At 64.3% G+C, this 20,368-nt stretch carries 17 protein-coding genes and 1 tRNA gene; 4 read left to right on the top strand and 14 right to left on the bottom strand.

Features of this window, described 5'->3' with window-relative positions; genetic code table 11:
* Positions 1 to 9: 9 nt before the first annotated feature.
* Positions 10 to 2,808, bottom strand: a complete 2,799-nt coding sequence (locus tag R2823_09730) for a bifunctional GNAT family N-acetyltransferase/acetate--CoA ligase family protein (protein MEZ5176467.1) — start codon at positions 2,806 to 2,808, stop codon at positions 10 to 12.
* A 36-nt stretch (positions 2,809 to 2,844) separates the two neighbouring features.
* Positions 2,845 to 4,275, bottom strand: a complete 1,431-nt coding sequence (locus tag R2823_09725) for an EAL domain-containing protein (protein MEZ5176466.1) — start codon at positions 4,273 to 4,275, stop codon at positions 2,845 to 2,847.
* Between the two features lie 95 nt (positions 4,276 to 4,370).
* Between R2823_09725 and R2823_09720 the strand changes: the two genes are divergently transcribed.
* Positions 4,371 to 4,742 (top strand): SHOCT domain-containing protein, encoded by a 372-nt coding sequence (locus tag R2823_09720; protein ID MEZ5176465.1) that lies wholly within the window; start codon positions 4,371 to 4,373, stop codon positions 4,740 to 4,742.
* Positions 4,743 to 4,745: 3 nt separating this feature from the next.
* Complete coding sequence (locus R2823_09715) at positions 4,746 to 5,099, top strand: hypothetical protein (protein ID MEZ5176464.1); 354 nt, start codon at positions 4,746 to 4,748, stop codon at positions 5,097 to 5,099.
* Positions 5,100 to 5,152: 53 nt separating this feature from the next.
* Here the strand turns inward: R2823_09715 and R2823_09710 are convergent.
* Positions 5,153 to 5,239, bottom strand: a tRNA-Leu gene (locus R2823_09710).
* 81 nt (positions 5,240 to 5,320) lie between these two features.
* On the opposite strand from R2823_09710, the gene fusA reads away from it, so the two are divergent.
* Positions 5,321 to 7,381, top strand: coding sequence for an elongation factor G (gene fusA, locus R2823_09705; protein MEZ5176463.1), 2,061 nt, complete (start codon positions 5,321 to 5,323; stop codon positions 7,379 to 7,381).
* Between the two features lie 2 nt (positions 7,382 to 7,383).
* Here the strand turns inward: fusA and R2823_09700 are convergent, their stop codons facing one another.
* The 11 genes from R2823_09700 to R2823_09650 all read right to left on the bottom strand — a co-directional run bounded on the left by R2823_09700 (position 7,384) and on the right by R2823_09650 (position 19,944).
* Positions 7,384 to 8,280, bottom strand: coding sequence for an exopolyphosphatase (locus R2823_09700; protein ID MEZ5176462.1), 897 nt, complete (start codon positions 8,278 to 8,280; stop codon positions 7,384 to 7,386).
* Positions 8,277 to 8,804 (bottom strand): DUF501 domain-containing protein, encoded by a 528-nt coding sequence (locus R2823_09695; GenBank protein MEZ5176461.1) that lies wholly within the window; start codon positions 8,802 to 8,804, stop codon positions 8,277 to 8,279. The genes R2823_09700 and R2823_09695 overlap by 4 nt, the downstream gene beginning before the upstream one ends.
* The gene (locus R2823_09690) at positions 8,797 to 9,240 is read right to left on the bottom strand and encodes a septum formation initiator family protein (protein MEZ5176460.1); all 444 of its coding nucleotides are present in this window, start codon (positions 9,238 to 9,240) and stop codon (positions 8,797 to 8,799) included. The genes R2823_09695 and R2823_09690 overlap by 8 nt, the downstream gene beginning before the upstream one ends.
* The gene (gene eno / locus R2823_09685) at positions 9,237 to 10,520 is read right to left on the bottom strand and encodes a phosphopyruvate hydratase (GenBank protein ID MEZ5176459.1); all 1,284 of its coding nucleotides are present in this window, start codon (positions 10,518 to 10,520) and stop codon (positions 9,237 to 9,239) included. Before eno ends, R2823_09690 begins: the two co-directional genes overlap by 4 nt.
* A gap of 33 nt (positions 10,521 to 10,553) precedes the next feature.
* Positions 10,554 to 12,023 carry a nucleoside triphosphate pyrophosphohydrolase gene (mazG, locus tag R2823_09680; protein MEZ5176458.1) on the bottom strand — a complete coding sequence of 490 codons (1,470 nt, stop codon included), beginning with the start codon at positions 12,021 to 12,023 and terminating at the stop codon, positions 10,554 to 10,556.
* Positions 12,023 to 12,976, bottom strand: coding sequence for a peptidylprolyl isomerase (locus tag R2823_09675; protein ID MEZ5176457.1), 954 nt, complete (start codon positions 12,974 to 12,976; stop codon positions 12,023 to 12,025). The genes mazG and R2823_09675 overlap by 1 nt, the downstream gene beginning before the upstream one ends.
* Positions 12,977 to 12,983: 7 nt before the next feature.
* Positions 12,984 to 16,376, bottom strand: a complete 3,393-nt coding sequence (mfd, locus tag R2823_09670; GenBank protein ID MEZ5176456.1) for a transcription-repair coupling factor — start codon at positions 16,374 to 16,376, stop codon at positions 12,984 to 12,986.
* A 92-nt stretch (positions 16,377 to 16,468) separates the two neighbouring features.
* Complete coding sequence (pgsA, locus tag R2823_09665) at positions 16,469 to 17,023, bottom strand: CDP-diacylglycerol--glycerol-3-phosphate 3-phosphatidyltransferase (GenBank protein ID MEZ5176455.1); 555 nt, start codon at positions 17,021 to 17,023, stop codon at positions 16,469 to 16,471.
* Positions 17,024 to 17,189: 166 nt separating this feature from the next.
* Positions 17,190 to 18,668, bottom strand: coding sequence for a glycerol kinase GlpK (gene glpK / locus R2823_09660; GenBank protein ID MEZ5176454.1), 1,479 nt, complete (start codon positions 18,666 to 18,668; stop codon positions 17,190 to 17,192).
* Between the two features lie 8 nt (positions 18,669 to 18,676).
* Positions 18,677 to 19,270 (bottom strand): aminoacyl-tRNA hydrolase, encoded by a 594-nt coding sequence (pth, locus tag R2823_09655; GenBank protein MEZ5176453.1) that lies wholly within the window; start codon positions 19,268 to 19,270, stop codon positions 18,677 to 18,679.
* Positions 19,267 to 19,944: a 50S ribosomal protein L25 gene (locus tag R2823_09650; GenBank protein ID MEZ5176452.1), complete on the bottom strand. Its 678-nt coding sequence runs from the start codon at positions 19,942 to 19,944 to the stop codon at positions 19,267 to 19,269. Before R2823_09650 ends, pth begins: the two co-directional genes overlap by 4 nt.
* Before the next feature lie 108 nt (positions 19,945 to 20,052).
* Between R2823_09650 and cutA the strand changes: the two genes are divergently transcribed.
* Positions 20,053 to 20,367, top strand: a complete 315-nt coding sequence (cutA, locus tag R2823_09645) for a divalent-cation tolerance protein CutA (GenBank protein MEZ5176451.1) — start codon at positions 20,053 to 20,055, stop codon at positions 20,365 to 20,367.
* Position 20,368: the final 1 nt, after the last annotated feature.

The following is a 20,368-nucleotide window of genomic DNA, read 5'->3' as shown; positions in this document are numbered from 1 at the left end:
CCGTCCTCCTCACAGCCTCATCGGTTGATCCGACCGAGATGGTATCCATCGTCCTTCGATGGGGCGAACCTTGATGCGGGCATCGACGATCGTGACACCTTCACCGGGCCTTGCCACCTTCACGGGGTTGAGATCCATCTCCACGATCTCACGGTGCTGCTCGACGAGCGCTGACACGCGTAGAAGCGTCTCGACAACCGCGTCGACATCACCGGCCTCTCCGCCACGATAGCCATCGAGCAGCTTGCCGGATCTGACCTCCGAGATGAGGTCGCGGGCGTCGAGATCGGTCAGCGGATGGATCTTGAATGCGACATCCTTGATGAGCTCGACGAAGACGCCGCCGAGCCCGAAGCCGATCAACGGACCGAAGTTCGGATCCTCGAACATGCCGATCAGGATCTCGTGGCCGCCAGCGACGAACTCCTGGACGAGCACACCTTCGGCGTCGGGGACCGCACCGGTGACTTGGACGAATGCTGCCCGGATGTCGTCTTCGCCCGTGAGGTCGAGCGCGACCCCGCCGACATCGGACTTGTGGATGGCTGATGGGGCAATCACCTTGAGGACGACGGATCCACCGACACCTTCGGCGAACGCAACCGCCTCATCGGCTGTGCGGACCACGGCCGACGCAGGAAGACGCATGCCGTAGGCGCTCAGTACCGCTTCGACAGCGTCGGCATCCAGCCAGGTGGCCTCGTCGGCTCCGGTGAGGGCTCGGGTGATCACCGTCGCAACCGTATCGGGATCGAGGTCGTCGAATTCGACCGGGTGCCCGGTCGGCTTGCCAAGCCATTCGGCGTAGTCGACGGCCTTGCGCAGCGCCTTGGCCGCCCGTTCCGGAAACGGAAAGGCGGGGAAACTCGCGAGTTCGCTCGCGAGTTCCGACGGCGCTCCTGACGAGTTCATGTACACCGCGAGGAACGGCGTGTCCGGCGGGCCGGACTCGGCAGCCTGACGGATCGCAACGGCGGTCTCGATGACTCCCTCGATGGATGCCGGGATGTACAGCGCGATGACCGAGTCGAGCTCCGGGCTTTCAAGCATCATCGAGATGGCCCTGCGGTACTCGTCCGGCCCCGCCGAGGCGATCATGTCGACGGGATTCGCAACGGCGGCGTCCGGCGACAGGAACGACCGCAAGTTCGCCTGGAACTCGTCCGACAGCTGGGGGATCTCGAGACCCTGGGATTCGAGGGCGTCCACGGCGAGGATCGCTGGCCCGCCAGCGTTCGTCACGAGCCCCACCCTTCGTCCCTTCGGGATCGGCTGGTTGGCCACGAGCGCTGTCACATCGAAGAGCTCCTCGATGGTCGTGACACGGATCACTCCCGACTGGCGGAAGAGGGCGTCGACCGCCACATCGAGGCTTGCCAGCGATCCCGTATGGCTCGAAGCTGCACGGGCTCCAGCGCTGGTTCGACCGGACTTGACAGCGACGATGGGCTTGGTCCTCCCGATTCGCCGCGCAATCCTCGAGAATCGGCGGGGATTCCCGAACGACTCGAGATACAACAGGATCACATCGGTGTTCGGGTCGCCTTCCCAGAAGAGGAGGAGATCATTGCCGGAGACATCTGCCTTGTTCCCGACCGACACGAAGGTCGAGATCCCGATGTTGAGATTGCTCGCGTGGTCCAAGATGGCCAGTCCAAGGGCACCGCTCTGGGACGACATGGCGACATTGCCTCTCGGCGGGGTCACGGGCCCGAACTGGCCGTCGAGGCTCACGGCGGGATCGGTGTTGAGAAGCCCCATGCAGTTCGGACCGACCATGCGCATGCCCGCCGAACGCACGACATCGAGCAGCTCCCGTTCTGCAGCGGCTCCGGCGGCCCCCGTCTCGGAGAACCCGGCCGAGATCACACAGATGCTCCGGACTCCCTTCTGCGCGCACTCGCGGACCGTGTCGATCACCTGCGATGCGGGCACCACGATGAACGCAAGATCGATCGGAGCGTCGATGTCGAGGATCGACTTGAAGCTCGGGATCGATCGGACGACAGAGGTGTTCCGGTTCACGGGATAGACGGGACCGGTGAAATCGGCATTGATGATGTTGTTGAACAGTCGACCACCGATGGACAGCTTGTTACGCGACGCACCGATGACCGCGATCGCTGCCGGGTAGAACAACGGCATGAGGCTCGCGGCTGTTGCCCTTCGTTCGGCTTCGCCCTCGGCTTCTCGAACCGAGTCGGATTCCTCGGTCGGAATCGTCACGGTATAGACGCCCTCGTCGATCTCGCGGGTGAGCACAAAACCGGCATTGCGGAAGACGCGCATCATCGCGTGGTTGTCCGAAAGGACATACGCCTTGAAGGCGGTGATGCCAAGGGCTCGGGCGTACGCGGCGATGCGAAACACGAGAAGGGTTCCGATGCCCCGCCCCTGCATGTCGTCGGCGACAGTGAACGCGATTTCGGCGCCGTCATCTGCGTCCTTGAGGGTGGAATACCTTCCAACTCCCACGAGACGACCATCGGCGATCGCGATGAACGCCATCGCGGTGTGGTAGTCGAGCGTGGTGAACGCCGCGAGTTCCTCCTCGCTCAGTTCACGCTTGACGCGAAAGAACCGGAAGTAGCTCGTCTCGGTTGACATCTCCTTGACGAACGCCTGAAGGGCGATCCGGTCCGAAGGGACAATGGGCCGGATCCTCACCGTGGATCCGTCCTTGAGGACGGCGTCCTCCTCCCAGTCGCTCGGATATCCGACCGGGGGATCGTCGATCGAGACGCTGACTCGGGTTGTCGTGGTCAATGGCTCCTCCCAATCGGGACCATTGTCCCACGCGCGGGTCATCCGGCATCCGGAGCCGATATCCCACACCGGCTCGGTTCACACGGTGGAGTCCGGGAGGGGATTTGTCGGGAACGACAGAGTCCGGTCGTAGGTGGCTACGAAGTCGACAACCTCCTCTGGAGCAAGCGGCTTGGCCACAAGGAACCCCTGCACCTGGTTACAGCCGACCTCGGTGAGCCACGCGAGTTCGTCTGCGGATTGCACACCCTCGGCAACGACATCGATCCCGAGGCATGATGCAATGGCAACGATGGACGCAGCGATGGCCTGGGAAGCCTTGCGCTCATGAATCTTGTCGACGAACGAGTTGTCAATCTTCAGCGCCCTGATCGGGAGGTTCTGGAGGTGGCGGAGGCTCGACGAGCCCGTCCCGAAGTCGTCGATCGACACATTGACGCCCATGTCGGTGAGACGCTCGATAGCCCGACCGGCACGCTCTGCCTCCATCGTGATGGTTCGCTCGGTCACCTCGACCTCGAGGTAGCGGGGATCGAGGTCCGCGACCGCGAGCGACACCGCGATCGCCTCCACCAGGTTCGTGTCACGAAACATGCGGTCCGAGATGTTCACCGAAAGCCGCAGCGGGCGAATACCGTTCTGGACCCACCGTTTCATGTCGTGGCACGCCTCATCGAGCACCCACTGGCTCATCGGTGCGATGAGGTCGGACTCCTCGGCGAGGGGAACGAAGGTACCGGGCAACAGGAGCCCCCTCGTCGGGTGCTGCCATCGCACCAGTGCCTCGAGCCCGGTCACAGCACCGCGTACGGCATCGACCTTCGGCAGATACGCAAGCCGTAGTTGATCGCCTGCCTCGATCGCTTCCCTGAGGTCGTCGAGAAGCGCAAGGCGATCCGATGTCCGGTCCCGCAACGACCGGGTGTAGTACTGATAGGTGTTCTTGCCAGCCGTCTTGGCTTGGTACATCGCCGTGTCGGCCCCCTTCATGAGCTCCTCGTAGCTGTCACCGTCGACCGGGTACATCGAGATCCCGATCGACACGGTGATCACGAGCTCGCGCTCCCCCACCCTGTACGGTGCTGCCGCGGTCCGCAGGATCTTCGTCGCGACCCGGCCGGCATCCTCGACACGCCGACCACCCTCGAGGATGATGGTGAACTCGTCGCCCCCGAGCCGAGCGACGGTATCGGTTTCACGCAGGACCGAGATCAGGCGTCCTGCGATCTGGCGCAGCAGCTCATCGCCAACGGCGTGACCGAACCGATCGTTGACATCCTTGAACCCGTCGATGTCGAGAAACATCAGCGTCAGGAGACCGCCGTCCCGACGAGCGCGGGACAAGGCGCTTGTGACACGATCCTGGAAGAGCGTTCGGTTGATGAGGCCGGTGAGGGCATCGAAGTGCCCGATCGGGTCCGCAACCGGCTCGGGGCGGCGTACCACGGCAATGACCACCATGGAGGCGGCCGCCGCGACAACGATCCCGGCGACGACCGGGATCAGCATGGGTGGCTGGTGGGAACCATGCAGTCCTATCGGCAGGACGGACGCCTGAGTGAAGGAGTCGTCCTTCGCGGGGCGATTGCCGCGAACCGAGTACGATGGATGAACCATCCACGACAACGGAGCGGACATTGACCTTCTGGAACCTCTTCTTCATCCTTTTGATCTACATCCCACTCATCATGCTGTGGGTCTTCACGCTCCTCGACCTCACGAAACGGGACAATCTCTCCGGCGCGGCGAAGGCCCTCTGGGCCATCACCATCGTGCTGCTGCCGCTCATCGGCATGGTGATCTACTTCATTGCGAGACCACCGAGTCCGATGGAAGAGGCAATGCGGAGTGTCCCTCCCGCTTCAACGGTCGCGAGCTCGTACGCCGATCAGGTGGAGAAGTTCGCCACCCTGCGCGACGCGGGCGCCATCAACCAAGAGGAATACGAAGCGTTCAAGGCCAAACTGCTGAGCTGACCTGTGTCGCTTCTCGACGACAACAGCAGCACCGTGCTGTGGATCGCCCTTGTGGTTCCTCTCGTCGCGCTGTGGATCGCCGCTTTCTGGGACCTTGCCCGCGGGCCCGATCTGGGGGTCATACCAAAGGTCCTGTGGGGTGCAGCAATGGTCATCACCACCTACATCGGCATTGCCGCCTACTTCGCCGTCCGGCCCATCCCCGACCCACCGGGGAAGGCGGAGATGGGCTCAACCCCACGCGCGTCGGCGATCGTGTCTGGCCTCGAGGACCTCGTCGAGCAGCGTTCGAGGGGAGCCATCGACGATGGCGCCTACGCCGAGCGAAAGGCGGAGCTGCTCGGTCTTCGGTCGTGACAGCGAGCCGCGCGCTGCAACCCTCTCCGGCCACTCACCGGTAACTGAGGGCATGGTGCCCGGGGCGGGATTTGAACCCACACACCCTTTCGAGTAGCGGATTTTAAGTCCGCCGCGTCTGCCAGTTTCGCCACCCGGGCCCATCGGAGGGTACCGTGTCCGACTCGTCGTGGCGTTCCGCGACTGCGTAGGCTGTACGGACTCGATCAAGGAGATGGTGGGTGAAGGTCTTCCCTCCCGAACGGATTCGCAATGTTGCACTCGTGGGCCACACGGGGTCCGGGAAGACCACTCTCGCCGAAGCATTGCTGTACCGCGCCGGAGCGGTCACGCGCCTCGGCAGAGTCGAGGACCGCAATACCGTCACTGACTACGACCCCGAGGAGCACGATCGGGGCATCTCGCTCACCCTGGCCCTCGCTCCGTTCGTCTGGCGGGACCACAAGATCAACCTGATCGATACCCCCGGCTACGCCGACTTCGCAGGCGATGTGCACGCCGCACTTCGGGTCGCGGACCTCGCCGTCTTCGTCGTTAGCGCCGTTGACGGCATCGAGGTGCAGACCGCCTATGCGTGGAAGGTGGCCCACCAGCTCAAGACGCCTCGCATGATCTTCATCAACAAGCTCGACAAGGAACGCGCGTCGTTCGACCGGACCCTTGCCCAGCTACGCGAACGATTCGGCGCGGGGATCGCTCCCATCGAGTTGCCGATCGGCATCGAGGATTCCTTCCGCGGGGTCGCCGACCTGTTTCGGAACAAGGCACATGTGTACGACTCGGGGCAGGCGCAAGCCGCAGACATCCCCGAAGGGCTCGTCGCCCGCGCCAGCGAGGTGCACGACAACCTCGTTGAAGGGATCGTCGTGGCCGACGACGACATGCTCGAGCAGTACCTCGAAGGAACCGTCCCATCGGTTCAGGAACTCGAAGACACCATGGCGAAGGGTGTCGCAGACGCCACGGTCTTCCCTGTGGTCTGCGGATCAGCGGTCGGCCCCATCGCGGTGGACCGGCTTGCCGACTTCATCGTCGAACTCGGCCCTTCCCCACTCGACCGCCCCCCAGCCGTCGTCGTCGCCGGTGGTGAACAGGTCGAGGTGCCGAAGAACCCCAACGGCGACCCGCTTGCCTTCGTGTTCAAGACCTTCGCCGATCCCTATGTGGGGCAGATCTCGGTGTTCAAGGTGCTGTCGGGAACCCTCAAACCCGAGACCCAGCTCACGAACAGCCGATCGGGCCAGGATGAACGCCTCGCGAAGATCGCAACGATGTTCGGCAAGGAGACGACGCTAGTCGACGCAGCGCCCGCAGGCGACATCGTCGCAGCAGCAAAGCTCCAGGACACCCAGACCGGCGACACGCTTGCACCGAAGCACAAGCCCGTGATCGTGCCACCGGTCGACCGTCCGGCGCCGGTGCTCGCAACCGCCCTCGTCCCGCAGACTCAATCCGATGATGACAAGATGGCGTCAGCCCTCCACCGGATCCTTGAAGAGGATTCATCGCTCAGGCTCGAACGGAACGACGAGACGAAACAGACGCTGCTGTACGGAATGGGCGAGATGCACCTGTCAATCGCCCTTGAGAAGCTCGATCGCAAGTTCGGTGTCAAGGTCGACCAGGAGCCCGTCCGTGTTCCGTATCGAGAGACCATCACCAGACCTGCCGATGCCGAAGGGAAGCACAAGAAGCAGTCCGGTGGCCACGGCCAGTTCGGTGTCTGTCACCTGATCCTGCGACCCCTTCCGCGGGGGGAGGGTTTCGTGTTCGTCGATCAGGTCAAAGGGGGGGCGATCCCTCGCTCGTACATCCCCGCCGTGGAGAAAGGTGTCGTCGAGACGATGGCACAAGGGGGCAACCACGGCTACCCGGTCGTCGATGTCGAGGTCACGGTCGACGACGGCAAGGCACACACCGTGGATTCGAGCGAGATGTCGTTCAAGCTCGCTGCACGCGCCGGGTTCAAGGAGGCATTCGACAAGGGAATGCCGGTGCTGCTCGAACCCATCTCGAGGGTTTCCATCACCGTCCCGAGCGAATACCAAGGGGATGTCATGGGCGACATCGCCGCACGACGCGGATCGGTGCAGGGATCGACGGCGGCGAGCGATGGCACACAGACGATCACCGCGATGATTCCCACATCCGAGATCGTGCGGTACGCCATCGACTTGCGGTCGTTGACACACGGATGGGGAAGCTTCAACGCCGAGCACGACCACTACCAGGAGATGCCTGCTCACCTCGTCGATCGCGCCCTCGCCGAGGCGAGGACCTGACCTCAACGGCTGTTGTTTGTGAGCAGCTCGAGGACAAGCCCGTCGAGGAGATCCGATTCGCTCACGGTGACCACCTCGGCGCCAACAGCACGAAGGGCGCCCGCTGCGACGATGGCGCCGCCGACGATGACGGGCGCCCTTCGAGGATCCAGCGGGCCGATCGCTTCGAGTTCCGCGAGCGTCATCACCGACAAACGCTCCACGAGCCCATCGATCTGGTGCAGGGTCAGCGACGATCCGTCGATCACCGTACGGTCATATGTCGGGTGACCCGACGCGATCGCCGAAAGGCTCGTGAAGGTTCCGGCAACGCCGACGACGCGTGCCCCATCGGCTTTCGGAACGGGCGCAAACAGCTCTTCGGCAAGCGCCCGAGCGACCCGAATCTGGCCAGCGGTCGTGGGGTGATCCGGCAGACATCGGTCGGTGATGCGGACCGAACCGATGTCGATACTCACCGACATCTCGGGTCGGGTAATGCCCTGCATGAACTCGGTCGATCCACCACCCACATCGATCACAAGCGTCGGCTGCTGCGCCAGGTTCATCATGGCTCCACGAAACGACAGCTCGGCCTCACGCTCCCCGGTGACGATGGCAGGTGTCACGCCGATCCGGCTCGCGACCGCACCGACGAAGTCGTGACCATTGACCGCGTCCCGGGTCGCCGAAGTCGCAACCGCGCCAAGGGTGCCGGAACCGAAAGCGTCGACCTTCGACCGAAATGCCTCCATCACCGCGAGGGTCTCTGCAACCCGCGAAGGCTCGAACCGGCCCGTCGCATCGACACCCGTCCCAAGTCCGGTCACGACGACCTCGCGGTGGAGCTCATCGCCCCGATCGGACACGATGAGAAGCCTCATGGAGTTGGTTCCGATGTCGATCGCGGCGACGGTCATACCGGTTCCGACCATTCCGGGTTCGGAATCGCCACACCGTCGCCACCGTCGACCACACACCCAACCAGACAGTCCAGTGGTTCGATCTCCACCGCGACCTGTTCCCCGATCGGGTTCTGATTCCCTGCGACCGTGTCCGCATACTGGGCGTGAAGGCACTTGACGCCGCCAATCGACCCAGCAACACCACCGGAGGGAACGGGGCCATCCCAGTCAGCGGGAAGTCGCGAGTCACGCTCTGCTGCGTATCGTCGATGGGTCGCTGCCATCGTCTCAGCCATGTCGGGATCCGAGGCAAGCAGCTCGGAGGCGGCGCGAACGCCACCGTGGGATTCGATCCGGCTGATGCGGGTGACGGCGAGCGGGCAGGTCAGCCAGTACAGGGTCGGGAACGGGGTCCCGTCATCGAGCACGGGAGGAACTTCGATGGCGACCGGCAGCCGGAGGTGACATCGCGCCCGCACCGTCACCGCCGAACGCGGGGGACGACCGATCTGAATCGCTACGACGGATTCGTCATCCATCGGTGACGACATCGTCACCGGTGAGAAAGCGCCAGATGCGCTCGAAGAAGCCGGGTTCGTCGACCGGCGTATCGGTGGCGGCAGGTGACGGCGCCGTGTCGTCGATGTCGGGGGTGATGACCGCGTACCCGATCTCCCCTGGGCGCACGAACCCGTACTGCTCACGCGCAACACGCTCGATCTCCTGATCGGTGAGGAGCGCGTCGACATCGGCGGAGAGCCTCGCGTTCTCGTCCTCGATCACCCGAAGCTCGTCTCTGGCCCCGTTCACCTCGTTCTCCCGATTGAGGTACTGCTGAAGGGGCAGAACACCCGAGGCGACGAGACCGAGCGATACCACGAGCGCGATGAAGAGCACCGTTGGCCACCGCGAACGCTTCCGGCGCCGCCGCGACGGCTGCGCTTCCTCTTCCTCACGAATCAGCGTGTCGGTCATAGGTACTTCCGGAATCGATCCCAGCCGGCGTATCTCGCATCTTGCCCGAGATTCTCCTCAATGCGAAGCAATTGGTTGTACTTCGCCGTGCGCTCACCTCGCGCCGGTGCGCCGGTCTTGATCTGACCGGCATTGGTCGCCACCGCAAGGTGGGCAATGAAAGAATCCTCGGTTTCGCCTGAACGATGGCTGATCATCGTGCCATACGACGCCCGCTCCGCAACATCGATCGTGTGCAGCGTCTCCGAAAGCGATCCGATCTGGTTGACCTTGATGAGAATTGCGTTCGCGACATCGGCGTCGATCGCTCGTTCCAAGAGGTCCACATTGGTGACGAGAAGGTCGTCCCCGACGATCTGGGAACGAGTGCCGAGTCGTTGCGTCAGTTCCGTCCAGCCATCCCAGTCGGCCTCGTCAAGGCCATCCTCGATCGAGACGATCGGATACGATCCGACGAGCGCTTCGAGATGGTCGATCATCTGCGACGACGAAAGCGAATCTCCCGACAGGCGATACCGGTCGTCGTTGTGGAGCTCGGATGCCGCAACATCGAGCGCGATGGCGATGTCGGAGCCCGGCGTGTATCCGGACCGCTCGATCGCCTCGATGAGGGTCTCGAGGACATCGGTATCACTCTTGAGGTTCGGTGCAAACCCACCTTCATCGCCGACATTCGTGTCGTGGCCGCGGCTGGCGAGTACGCCCCGCAGCGTGTGATACACCTCGACCCCGGCCCGAAGCGCCTCCCGGTAGCTCGGGAGCCCGCCGGGGACGAGCATGAATTCCTGGGTGTCGATCGAGTTCGCGGCATGGGCACCCCCGTTGATCACATTGAAACACGGAGTTGGGAGGACCCTCGCGCCGGGCCCGCCGAGGTACCGATACGCCGGGAGCCCAACGGCGCTCGCGGCGGCACGGGCGCTCGCTAGTGAGACCGCGAGGATGGCGTTCGCCCCGAGATTGCCCTTGTTGGGCGTCCCGTCGAGATCGATCATGAGCTGATCGATCTCTTGCTGGCTCGTCGCGTCGACCCCTGCGAGACGATCAGCGATCGGTCCGTTGACATGGTCAACGGCCGTCAGAACTCCCTTGCCTGCATACCGCTCGCCGCCGTCGCGCAGCTCGACGGCTTCGAGTGCACCCGTTGACGCGCCCGATGGAGCGATCGCTCGCCCGAAACCACCGCCATCAAGCCTGACCTCGGCCTCGACGGTCGGGTTCCCCCGTGAATCGAGGACCTCCCGTCCGTGGACTCCGGTGATGCGTGTGGAAGCTCTCATAGGGCTCAGAGGGTAGACGCCGGTTCGCTTCGTTCAGGACTTTGTCGTCGGATGGTCCGCAAGGGACTGCTTGGCGCGATCCCACTCCGCGTCGAGGTCGCTCATCGGAGCGTCGCTCATCGTGCGTCCCGCAGCGGCGAACCGCTGCTCCATCAGGCGAAAGCGTTCAATGAAACGATTCACGCTCGACCGAAGGGCTGTTTCGGGGTCGACGCCGTTGAGCCGAGCCACATTGATGGCTGCGAACAGGATGTCACCGACCTCGTGATGGACCTCGTCGTCGGAGTCCGCTGCGACCAACTCGTCGATCTCGCTCCGGAGGTCGTCGAGCACCGCAACCGGGTCTTCCCAATCGAACCCGACACTTGCGGCGCGGAGCTGCACCTTGTGCGCCCTCCCGACACCGGACATGCCAACGGGGATGTCATCCATGAGGCTCTCGCGGTGCTTCTCGTCGACCTTGAGACGCTCCCAGTTGGCCCGAACCTCGCCTGGGGTTTCGGCAACGACATCCCCGAACACATGGGGATGCCTGGCAACGAGCTTTCCCCGTATGGTCTCTGCGACTTCATCGATGTCGAAGGCCCCGGTCTCGGACGCGAGCGTTGCATGGAACACGACTTGGAGCAACAGGTCGCCGAGCTCTTCTTCGACTTCCGCATAGGCACCGAAGTCCGGGGGGCCATCGGGCGCATCGAGGGGCAGGAGCGCGATCGCGTCGGCGGCCTCATATGCCTCCTCGAGAAGGTGGCTCAACAGGGTGTGATGGGTCTGCTCGCGGTCCCACGGGCATTCGCGACGGAGGACCCGGTTGGTGGCGACGAGGCCGAGCAAGCCAACGGGTGTCGCTTCGATGAACACCGATGTCCTCGACCCCGCCCGGTAGTTCGCGAGGTCCGACACCGTGATGCGCTCAACGACCTGATCGTCGTCGCCGAGGCGGTCGAGGACGACAAGCTCGTGGTCCGGCGCGAGGGTTCTCCCGACAGCGACCGACACATCCGCAGCCCGAAGCGGCGTATCGACCTGGGTGATGACCGTCGGCAGGTGCAAGGGAAAGGGATCCGGCAGCATTCGTGCATCGACGACCTGGAGGCCGTCGGCGATAGGATCCACACCCGCTTCGAGGTAGACGAGGTCGAGAAAGGACGAGCCCGGCAGCACGCGGATCGGAATGCCTTGGTCGGAGCATCGATCGCGCAGCATCGAAACACTGCGCTCCCCCACGACGGCGCTCCCGGGAACGCCATACACGACATCACGATCCCGAGCGATCTGGAGCACCCTCGTGACGATCGCGCGGTACAGCTCGTCGTAGTCATCGTGGGTGTCGTAGAGGTCATCACAGGACTGCACTGGGCGGCGCTCCGCCAGCTCCGCGGCGGCCGGGTGCTTCACGGTTCGCACGACAACGACCACCTCGGGATCCAGGATCGCATCGAGTTGCTGTGCACCGCACCGGTCGAGACCCGCTGGCCCGATTCCGACGACGGTGATTGCCATCAGGGAGAACCGGGCGGCGGGCTGATGGCATCCGCCTGTGGGTTCCAAGTTCCGATCTGGGACCTGACCATGATGTCCGCACGCGCGAGTGCGTCGTTGTACCAGGCAGTCAGTTCGGTTTCGATAACGCCTCTCGGCACCCACCGATCGGGATCACCCGTCAATTCGATGAAGGTCCCCGGCGTGTCCCGTGAGTCGACGACGATGATGTGGTAGCCGAACTCGCTCTCAACGGGACCTGTCAACTCGCCGACCGCTACCGATGCGAGCACCGGTCCGAGCGTTTGTCCGAATACGAACGGAGAGGCCGGGCACGGCAACGCGCCTCCCAGCGACTGGGTGTCGAGGCTCGTTTCGCCCGCAACGGCACCGAAGTCCTCGCCCGCCTCGAGCCTCGTGAGGACCTCGTCCGCCTCCTCTGCGGTCGCCACGAGGATGTGCCGGGCGCATACCATCATCAGCAGTTCGGGGCTGTTGGTGAAGACATCGGACAAGAACACGGGATCAGCCATGATCGCTTCTGACACGGCCGTCGCAATGTGCTGCTGGGTGGTCACATACGAGCGTGTTGCGGCGGGATCTCGCCCCTGGGAGACACCGGCGTCGATCGCATCGTTGATGGCGTTGGCCTCGCTCGGTTCGAGATCATTCATGAACGCCTCAAGGGCGTCGGGTTCCGACAGGTCCCCGAGACCATAGGTTTCGTCAGCGGCTTCGAGCAGAGCTTGCTGGATGATGAGGAGCGAGAGTGCATCTCGGAACTCGCTCCCGGACACGGTGTCGGCTTGCGCATCGAGCCCACCGAGTGCGTAGACGCTGGAGTCTTCGATCGAGACGCCGTTCACAACCGCCGCTGCTCCCCCGGTCGAACTCCCACAGCCGGCGGCGACCAGCACCGCGAACGCGGCAATGGCGGCGAAACGACGAGGTCGGGCTGGTCGGATCAAAGGCATCGAATTGCTACCTGGTGTCGTGCGAGTCGGGGGGTGCATCGTCGGATGCAGGCCACATTGTACGGAGGAAGCCGACAATCGCACCTGCGGGATCGGTCGTGCCCACAAATGATGCCGGGAGGTACACGGTGCCGTTGCGGAACAAACCGTCCCGTGCAATTCGCTTGAACCGAACCTCCTGGGATGCCCGCATAGCCACGGGTTTGATCCGGACCTCGTCCCGCGTCTGGAGGATCTCGGCGATCCCGAGCCGTGCCGCTTCGACCCGGAGCTCGGCGACCGCGATCAGGGCCTCGGCCGCCGCCGGCAGGTCGCCGAAACGATCACGCCATTCGGCAACGACATCGTGGACATCGTCGAGGCTCCGAGCCGCAGCGAGACGCCGGTACGCTTCGAGGCGGGTCTCAACACCGGACACATAGCCGTCGGGGAGATGGGCGTCGAGTGGGAGGTCGATCCGGATCGGTGATGGCTCCGGAACCGGTGGTCCCCCTCCCTGCAGTTCAAGGACCGCGTCGGCAACGAGCTCCGTGTACAGGTCGAACCCGACCGCTGCGATGTGGCCCGATTGCGTCTCGGACAGCACGCTGCCAGCCCCCCTGATCTCGAGGTCCCGCATCGCGAGCTCGAAGCCGCTCCCAAGGTCGGAGAACTGCCCGATCGCCTCGAGACGCCGGTAGGCATCCTCGCCGATGCGTTCCTCCGGCGGATGGAACAGGTAGGCGTATGCCCGCTGGTTCGAGCGCCCGACCCTCCCACGGAGCTGATAGAGCTGCGCCAGCCCCAACCGATCGGAACGCTCAACGATGAGCGTGTTGACCTGCGGGACATCGAGCCCCGATTCGATGATGGTTGTGGCCACGAGAACATCGTATTGGCGGTTCCAAAAGTCGAACATCACCTGCTCAAGTTGGGCTTCACCCATCTGTCCGTGGGCGACCCCGATCCGAGCGTCCGGCACCAGCGCCGCAAGTCGGGTGACGGCGTGGTCGATCGACTGGACCCGGTTGTGCACGACATACACCTGGCCCTCGCGCAGCATCTCGCGCCGGATCGCGGCCGAAACGGCCTGCTCGTCGTATGGTCCGACATAGGTCAGGATCGGATGCCGGTCCTGTGGTGCGGTCCGGATGTTGGAGACATCGCGGATCCCGGTGAGCGCCATCTCGAGCGTCCTCGGGATCGGTGTTGCCGTCAGTGTCAGCACATCGGTGCTGGTACGCAGCTCGCGAAGCGCGTCCTTCGCGGCCACGCCGAAGCGCTGCTCCTCGTCGACCACCACGAGACCGAGGTCGCCGAACGCGATATCGGAGGACAGCAGTCGGTGCGTGCCGACCACGATGTCCACGGTGCCGTCGGCAAGGCCGGCGATGACCTCCCGTTGCTGGGCGGGTGTCAGAAAACGGGACAGCATCTCGACCCGAACCGGGTACGGGGCGAAGCGGTCCTCGAAGGTTGCGAAATGCTGCTGGGCGAGAAGTGTGGTCGGCACAAGCATTGCGGCCTGCTTGCCTCCCTGGACGGCCTTGAACATGGCTCGGATGGCGACTTCGGTCTTGCCGAAGCCGACATCACCGAAGATGAGGCGGTCCATGGGCCGCTCGGATTCCATGTCAGCCTTGACATCGAGGATTGCCTGCTGCTGGTCCGGAGTTTCCTCGTACGGGAACGCGGCCTCGAATTCGTGCTGCCATGGTGTGTCGGGTCCGAAGGTGTGCCCGGCGGCGGCGGCACGCTTGCGGTGCAGCGCGACGACCTGGTCGGCCACCACGGCGACCTCCTTGCGTATCCGGGACCTGACCTGGTTCCAGTCGGCACCACCCATACGCGATAGGCGAGGCGACTCTCCACCCGTGTACCGTGTGACGGCGGCAAGCTGATCGGTCGGGACATAGAGGCGGTCTCCTGCTGCGTACTCGATCAGCAGGTAGTCCCGTTCCACGCCTGCCATCTCGCGATGCACGAGGCCGGCGAACCGGCCGATCCCGTGATGGTGATGCACGACGAAGTCGCCCTCGTTGAGGTCGCGGTAAGCATCCCTCGGAACTCGTCCGTGGCCGGGCCGGAGGCGGCGATGGGCCCGGCGTCTCCCAGCCACCTCCCGCTCGCCGACAACCCCAACGCCCGCGGAGGGAAGGATGAACCCCGCGTGGATTCCGGTCGGGGTCACCGCCTGACTGATCGTTGTGAGCTCCGACATGACCGGGAGGTCGGCTCCCCCCTCCAAGAGGACCTTTGCCGCCCGGTTGGCGGCACCCTCACCATCCATTGCGACGATGATCGACACGCCGCGAGCGGACCACCGGTTGATCGCTGAGGCGATCGACTCGGGATCACCCGGGGTCCCGTCGAGGGCACCGAGCGAGTATCCATCATCACCGGGCCCGGCGGCGTGGGGAGCCGCCTCGAGCAGGTGGTCGCCGACCGAGTCAATGTCGAGGGGGAGATACAAGGGAGGATGATCGCTCGGGGCGGGTTCCCCCGTTCCCCATGTCCCCGACAGTGCCTCTGCGAGATCGGCTTCCTCGCGAATCAGTTCCTCGAGGCGCTCGGCGCATCGCGAACGATCGAACACGACCACGGTCGGAGTCTTGGCATCGAGCAGCGTCGCCGGTTCCGACAACCAGGGCAGCCACGATTCCATGCCCTGGAATGCGACCCCTTGGGCGATGCGCTCCCATGTCGCGGCTGCCCACGGCGCTTCGACCATCAGGGCCCGCGCCCGGTCGCGGACTTCCTCGGTGAGGAGGAGCTCGCGGGCAGGGAACACGGCAACGGTGTCCTTGCGCTCATCGGAACGCTGTGTGGAAACCGAGAAGGTGCGGATCTCGTCGAGGGTGTCACCAACGAAGTCGAGCCGGATCGGGGTGTTTGCCTCCGGCGGAAAAAGGTCGATGATGCCGCCCCTCACCGTGAAGTCACCCCTCGCTTCGACCCGATCAACGCGGTGGTACCCGATGTGGCTCAAGGTGGTGACGAGATCATCGAAATCATGGGTGGAGCCCGCCTCGAGGAGCACCGGTGCCGTGCGCGTCGGCGACAGGCGCTGTGACACCGCGCGAACCGAAGCGACGACGACGCCCTTGTACGCTGCGTCGAGGGCGTGGCGGGCAACGACCCTTCGACCCATCGTGACGATGTTGGGCGACACATGTTCGAAGGGGAGCGTTTCCCAGGCCGGGAGATGATGGACCTCGTCCGTGAACAGCTCGATGTCCTCAGCGAGCTCCTCAGCCTCGCGATCTCCCGCCACGATCGCCAAGAGGGGCCGATCGGCCGTTTCGAGCATTCCTGCGAGCATGAACGCCCTGACCGCCGGTGGCACGACGAAACGCCCCGGAACCGGCGGATCAAGGGCCGGGCGCCAAGCCTCGACGAGCGCGCGGAGCGGAGCAGACACAAGGCCGGAGGCTAACCCTGGGTAGAGCCCAGGGCTGCCAGTCGGCTCAGACCGAGTGGGAACCCAGGGTTGCGCCGCGCAGCCGCGCGCCGCTACCCAGCGCGGTCCTTCCGTGACAACACGGACCGGAATCGGGAGAAGTAGTCACCTGCTGACAGCAGCGTGACCCCGACAGCAACCCACATCAGCCACTCATCGAGACGCAGCGGGCCGATCTCGACATCGAGAAGCAGGATCGCGAAGAAGATCGCAACGAACTGGACCGTCGCCTTCCACTTCCCCCAGATCGAAGGAGGAACCGAGAAATGATCGAGTGCTGCGACGGATCGGAGCCCCATCACCGCCACCTCCCTTCCGATGATCAGGAAGGCGGCCCAGGTCGAAGTCGCCCCGATCGCCACGAGCGCGATCAGGGACCCGGTGATGAGCACCTTGTCCGCGACGAGATCCAAGAACGCGCCGAGTGTGGTCGTGATACGCCACCTCCGGGCGAGATAGCCGTCAGCAAAATCCGTTGCGGCGGCGACACCGAACACGATTGCCGCGGCGTACGCGTAACCACGCCCCTGTGGCGAATGGAGGATCAGCACCATCGCGACGGGGGTGAGCACGAGCCGGGTCACAGCGAGGAGGTTCGGGATCGACATGGTCCCGGAGCCTAAGCGATTCCGGCACCGTGGGCAGGGTGCCCGTCGCGCCCGCATCCGGCTGTCCGCCTGTTGCATCGCCGGCGATGGGTGCTGGTCGGGGACCACTCCGCCATCATCACGCCGACGGACGGTCACCCGTTGAGCCACAACGGCCTGGAGTGCCTCAGGCCCAGCCAAGGGAGCGCTCGACGGCCTTTCGCCACCCCCGATCGAGTTCGGTTCTTCGTTCGACCGTCAGACCAGGTGTGAACCGTTCCCGTTCCGTCCATCGGTCGCGAACATCATCAGCTCCCGACCAGATCCCTGCGGTGATTCCCGCCCCATATGCGGCTCCGAGGACCGTGGTCTCGATCTGGGTGGGAACCACGACATCCATGTCGAGGATGTCCGCCTGGAACTGCATCAGGAGCTCGTTGGCAACCATTCCCCCGTCGACCCGGAGTTCATCGAGGCTCGTCTTCGTGTCGTTGCGCATCGCCACGAGGACATCCTTGACCTGGAATGCCGTTGCTTCCAGTACGGCGCGAGCAACATGCCCCCTGTTGCTGAATCGGGTGAGACCGACCAACACCCCTCGCGCGTCGGGACGCCAGTGCGGTGCGAACAGCCCCGAGAACGCAGGAACGAAATACACATCGCCGTTGTCGGACACCTGCCGAGCCAACTCCTCGACCTGGGCCGAGTGCTCGATGAGACCGAGATTGTCGCGCAGCCATTGCACCGACGACCCCGCGACGGCAACCGATCCCTCAAGGGCATACCGCGCATCGTGCCCTTGCCTTTGATATGCCACCGTCGTCAGCAGCCCGGCGGTGGATGGCACCGGCACGGTACCTGTGTTGGTCAACAGGAAGGCGCCGGTGCCATAGGTACATTTGGTGTCGCCGTGAGCGAACGCAGCCTGCCCGAAGAGGGCTGCCTGCTGATCGCCGAGGATGGCACGCAGCTGCGTGCCCGCGAGGACACCATCACATGGCCCGTACTGCGCGACGGACGCCTCGATCGTCGGAAGCATCGACGCGGGAACCCCGATCGCGTCGCACAGATCCGCATCCCACTCAAGTGTCCGGAGATCCATCAACATCGTCCTCGACGCATTGGTCACATCGGTGACATGGCGGCCGGTCAGCCGGAACGCAAGCCACGAATCAACGGTCCCGAAGGCCAGCTCTCCACGGGACGCCGCAGTTGCGATCGCTGGATCCGAGTCGAGCAGCCACCGGACCTTCGGCCCCGAGAAGTAGGTTGCGGCGGGAAGGCCCGTTCGATGTCGGAGGACATCTTCGCCAACCCGCTCTGCGATCGAGCGGCAGAGTTCCGCCGTCCTCGTGTCTTGCCACACGATCGCGTTCGCAACGGGTCTCCCGGTCGAGCGGTCCCACACGACGGTGGTCTCACGCTGGTTGGTGATACCAACGCCGGCAAGGTCGGACGCCACGAGACCGGCCTCGTCGAGGGCCGTCGAGATCGCCCACTCGGTGTTGCGCCAGATCTCGGATGGGTCGTGCTCGACCCATCCGGGTCGCGGGAGGATCTGGGCATGCTCCGTCTGGGCTCTCGCAACGATCGAGCCTCGATCATCGACGACGACGAATCGCGAGCTCGTGGTCCCCTGATCGATCGCCCCGACATATCGAGTCATCGTTCTCCTCAGATGTTGAGTTCGCCCGCATGCTGCCGTGCCCGTTCCCCCCCGTCGACAACGAACGACTCGATCACCTCGGCGCCGCGGTACGCGGTCACCGTGATCGATTCCCTCTCGTCGGGACGGAAACGGTCGAGGACGAAATCGGCAGGATCCACACCGCTCGGAGGTCTCCCGACACCGATCTTCAGGCGCCAGAAGTCGTCGAATCCGAGGGACCCGATGATCGACCGCACGCCGTTGTGCCCGCCGTGGCCCCCACCATCGGTGACTTTGAGCTTGCCGAACGGAACATCGATGTCGTCGTGGACCACCAGCATCCGCGCCGCCGCGATACCGAAGTACTTCACGAGCGGAGCGACCGCCTGCCCCGATTCGTTCATAAAGGTCCGCGGGACCGTCACGACGATTCGATTCCCGCTGAGGTTCGTCTCGGCGATGTCCGCGCGGATACCTTGACGGGCACGCTTGAGATCCAGACCGTGTTCATCGAGGAACCTTGCGACCGCCACGGAGCCGATGTTGTGGCGCGTCCTGTCGTAACCGGATCCGGGGTTGCGGAGCCCAACGATGAGGCGTGCGGACGACTCTGTGGTCAACCCTCTTCGTCTTCGGCTTCCTCGACGGCGTCGGCAGCGGCCTCGTCGCCTTCTTCGCCCTCGATCGCCTCTTCGCCTTCGAGCTCGTCGACTTCCGGCTCTTCGACGATTTCCGCGGCGGGCGTGACAACGGTGAGCAGCGGGTGTCCCTCGTCTGCGAGATAGGTCACACCCTCCACCTCGGGGAGATCGGCGACGGTCAGCGTGTCGTGAAGTCCGAGATGCGTCACATCCACCTCGATCGAGGCCGGGATTGCGTTCGGAAGGGCACTGATCGTGATGGAGGCGGCAAGCGTCTCGGCAATGCCGCCATCGTCGACCACACCGACGGGAGTACCCGTGTATTCGATGTGGACTTCGGCCTCGATCTCGACATCGAGCGAGACCTGAATCAAGTCGAGGTGCGAGATCGTCCCTCTGATCGGGTCGCGTTGGATCTCACGGGCGACCGTCAGGACTTGAGCGCCTTCGATGTCGACCTCGATGATGGCGTTGAGGCCGGCATCGGTGTGGAGCACACCGTACAACTCACGACGGTCGACATGAACGGCTTCCGTCGTATCGAGGCCGGACCCGTAGACCACTGCCGGCACACGACCCCGGTCCCGAAGCCGGCGTGAAGCACGGCTTCCCGATGTCGTGCGCTTGGTCGCGCGCAGGGTCTCCTGCTGCATGAGTGATCTCCTCGGATTCGGCTGAGGATGCAGACAGCGAGTTTAGTGGCGTGCCGGTTGAAGCGTCCGGACGCCTCTACGAGTCGTCTGTCGTGCCATCATGGTCCCATGTCGGATCATGCGCTGGTGCTCGCGACCTGTGGGGACCGCAAGGAGGCGGATGCCATCGCGCGTCGCCTCGTGTCGGACGGCCTCGCCGCCGGGGTCCAGATCGTGACGGTCGCCAGCGTGTACACATGGAAGGGCGAGGTCGTCGACGATGACGAGTTCCTCCTGATCTGCAAGACCCGCACAGGTCTCTACGACCGAGTGCAGGCTGCGATCGCATCGATGCACTCGTATGAGGTTCCACCGATCCTGATGCTTCCGATCGAGCAGGCGAGCGAGGGATACCTCGCGTGGATCGACGAGGTCACCGAATGAC

This window comes from Acidimicrobiia bacterium (assembly GCA_041393965.1).
GTDB lineage: Bacteria > Actinomycetota > Acidimicrobiia > Spongiisociales > UBA5794 > UBA5794.
This window is presented reverse-complemented; position numbering and strand designations above follow the sequence as displayed.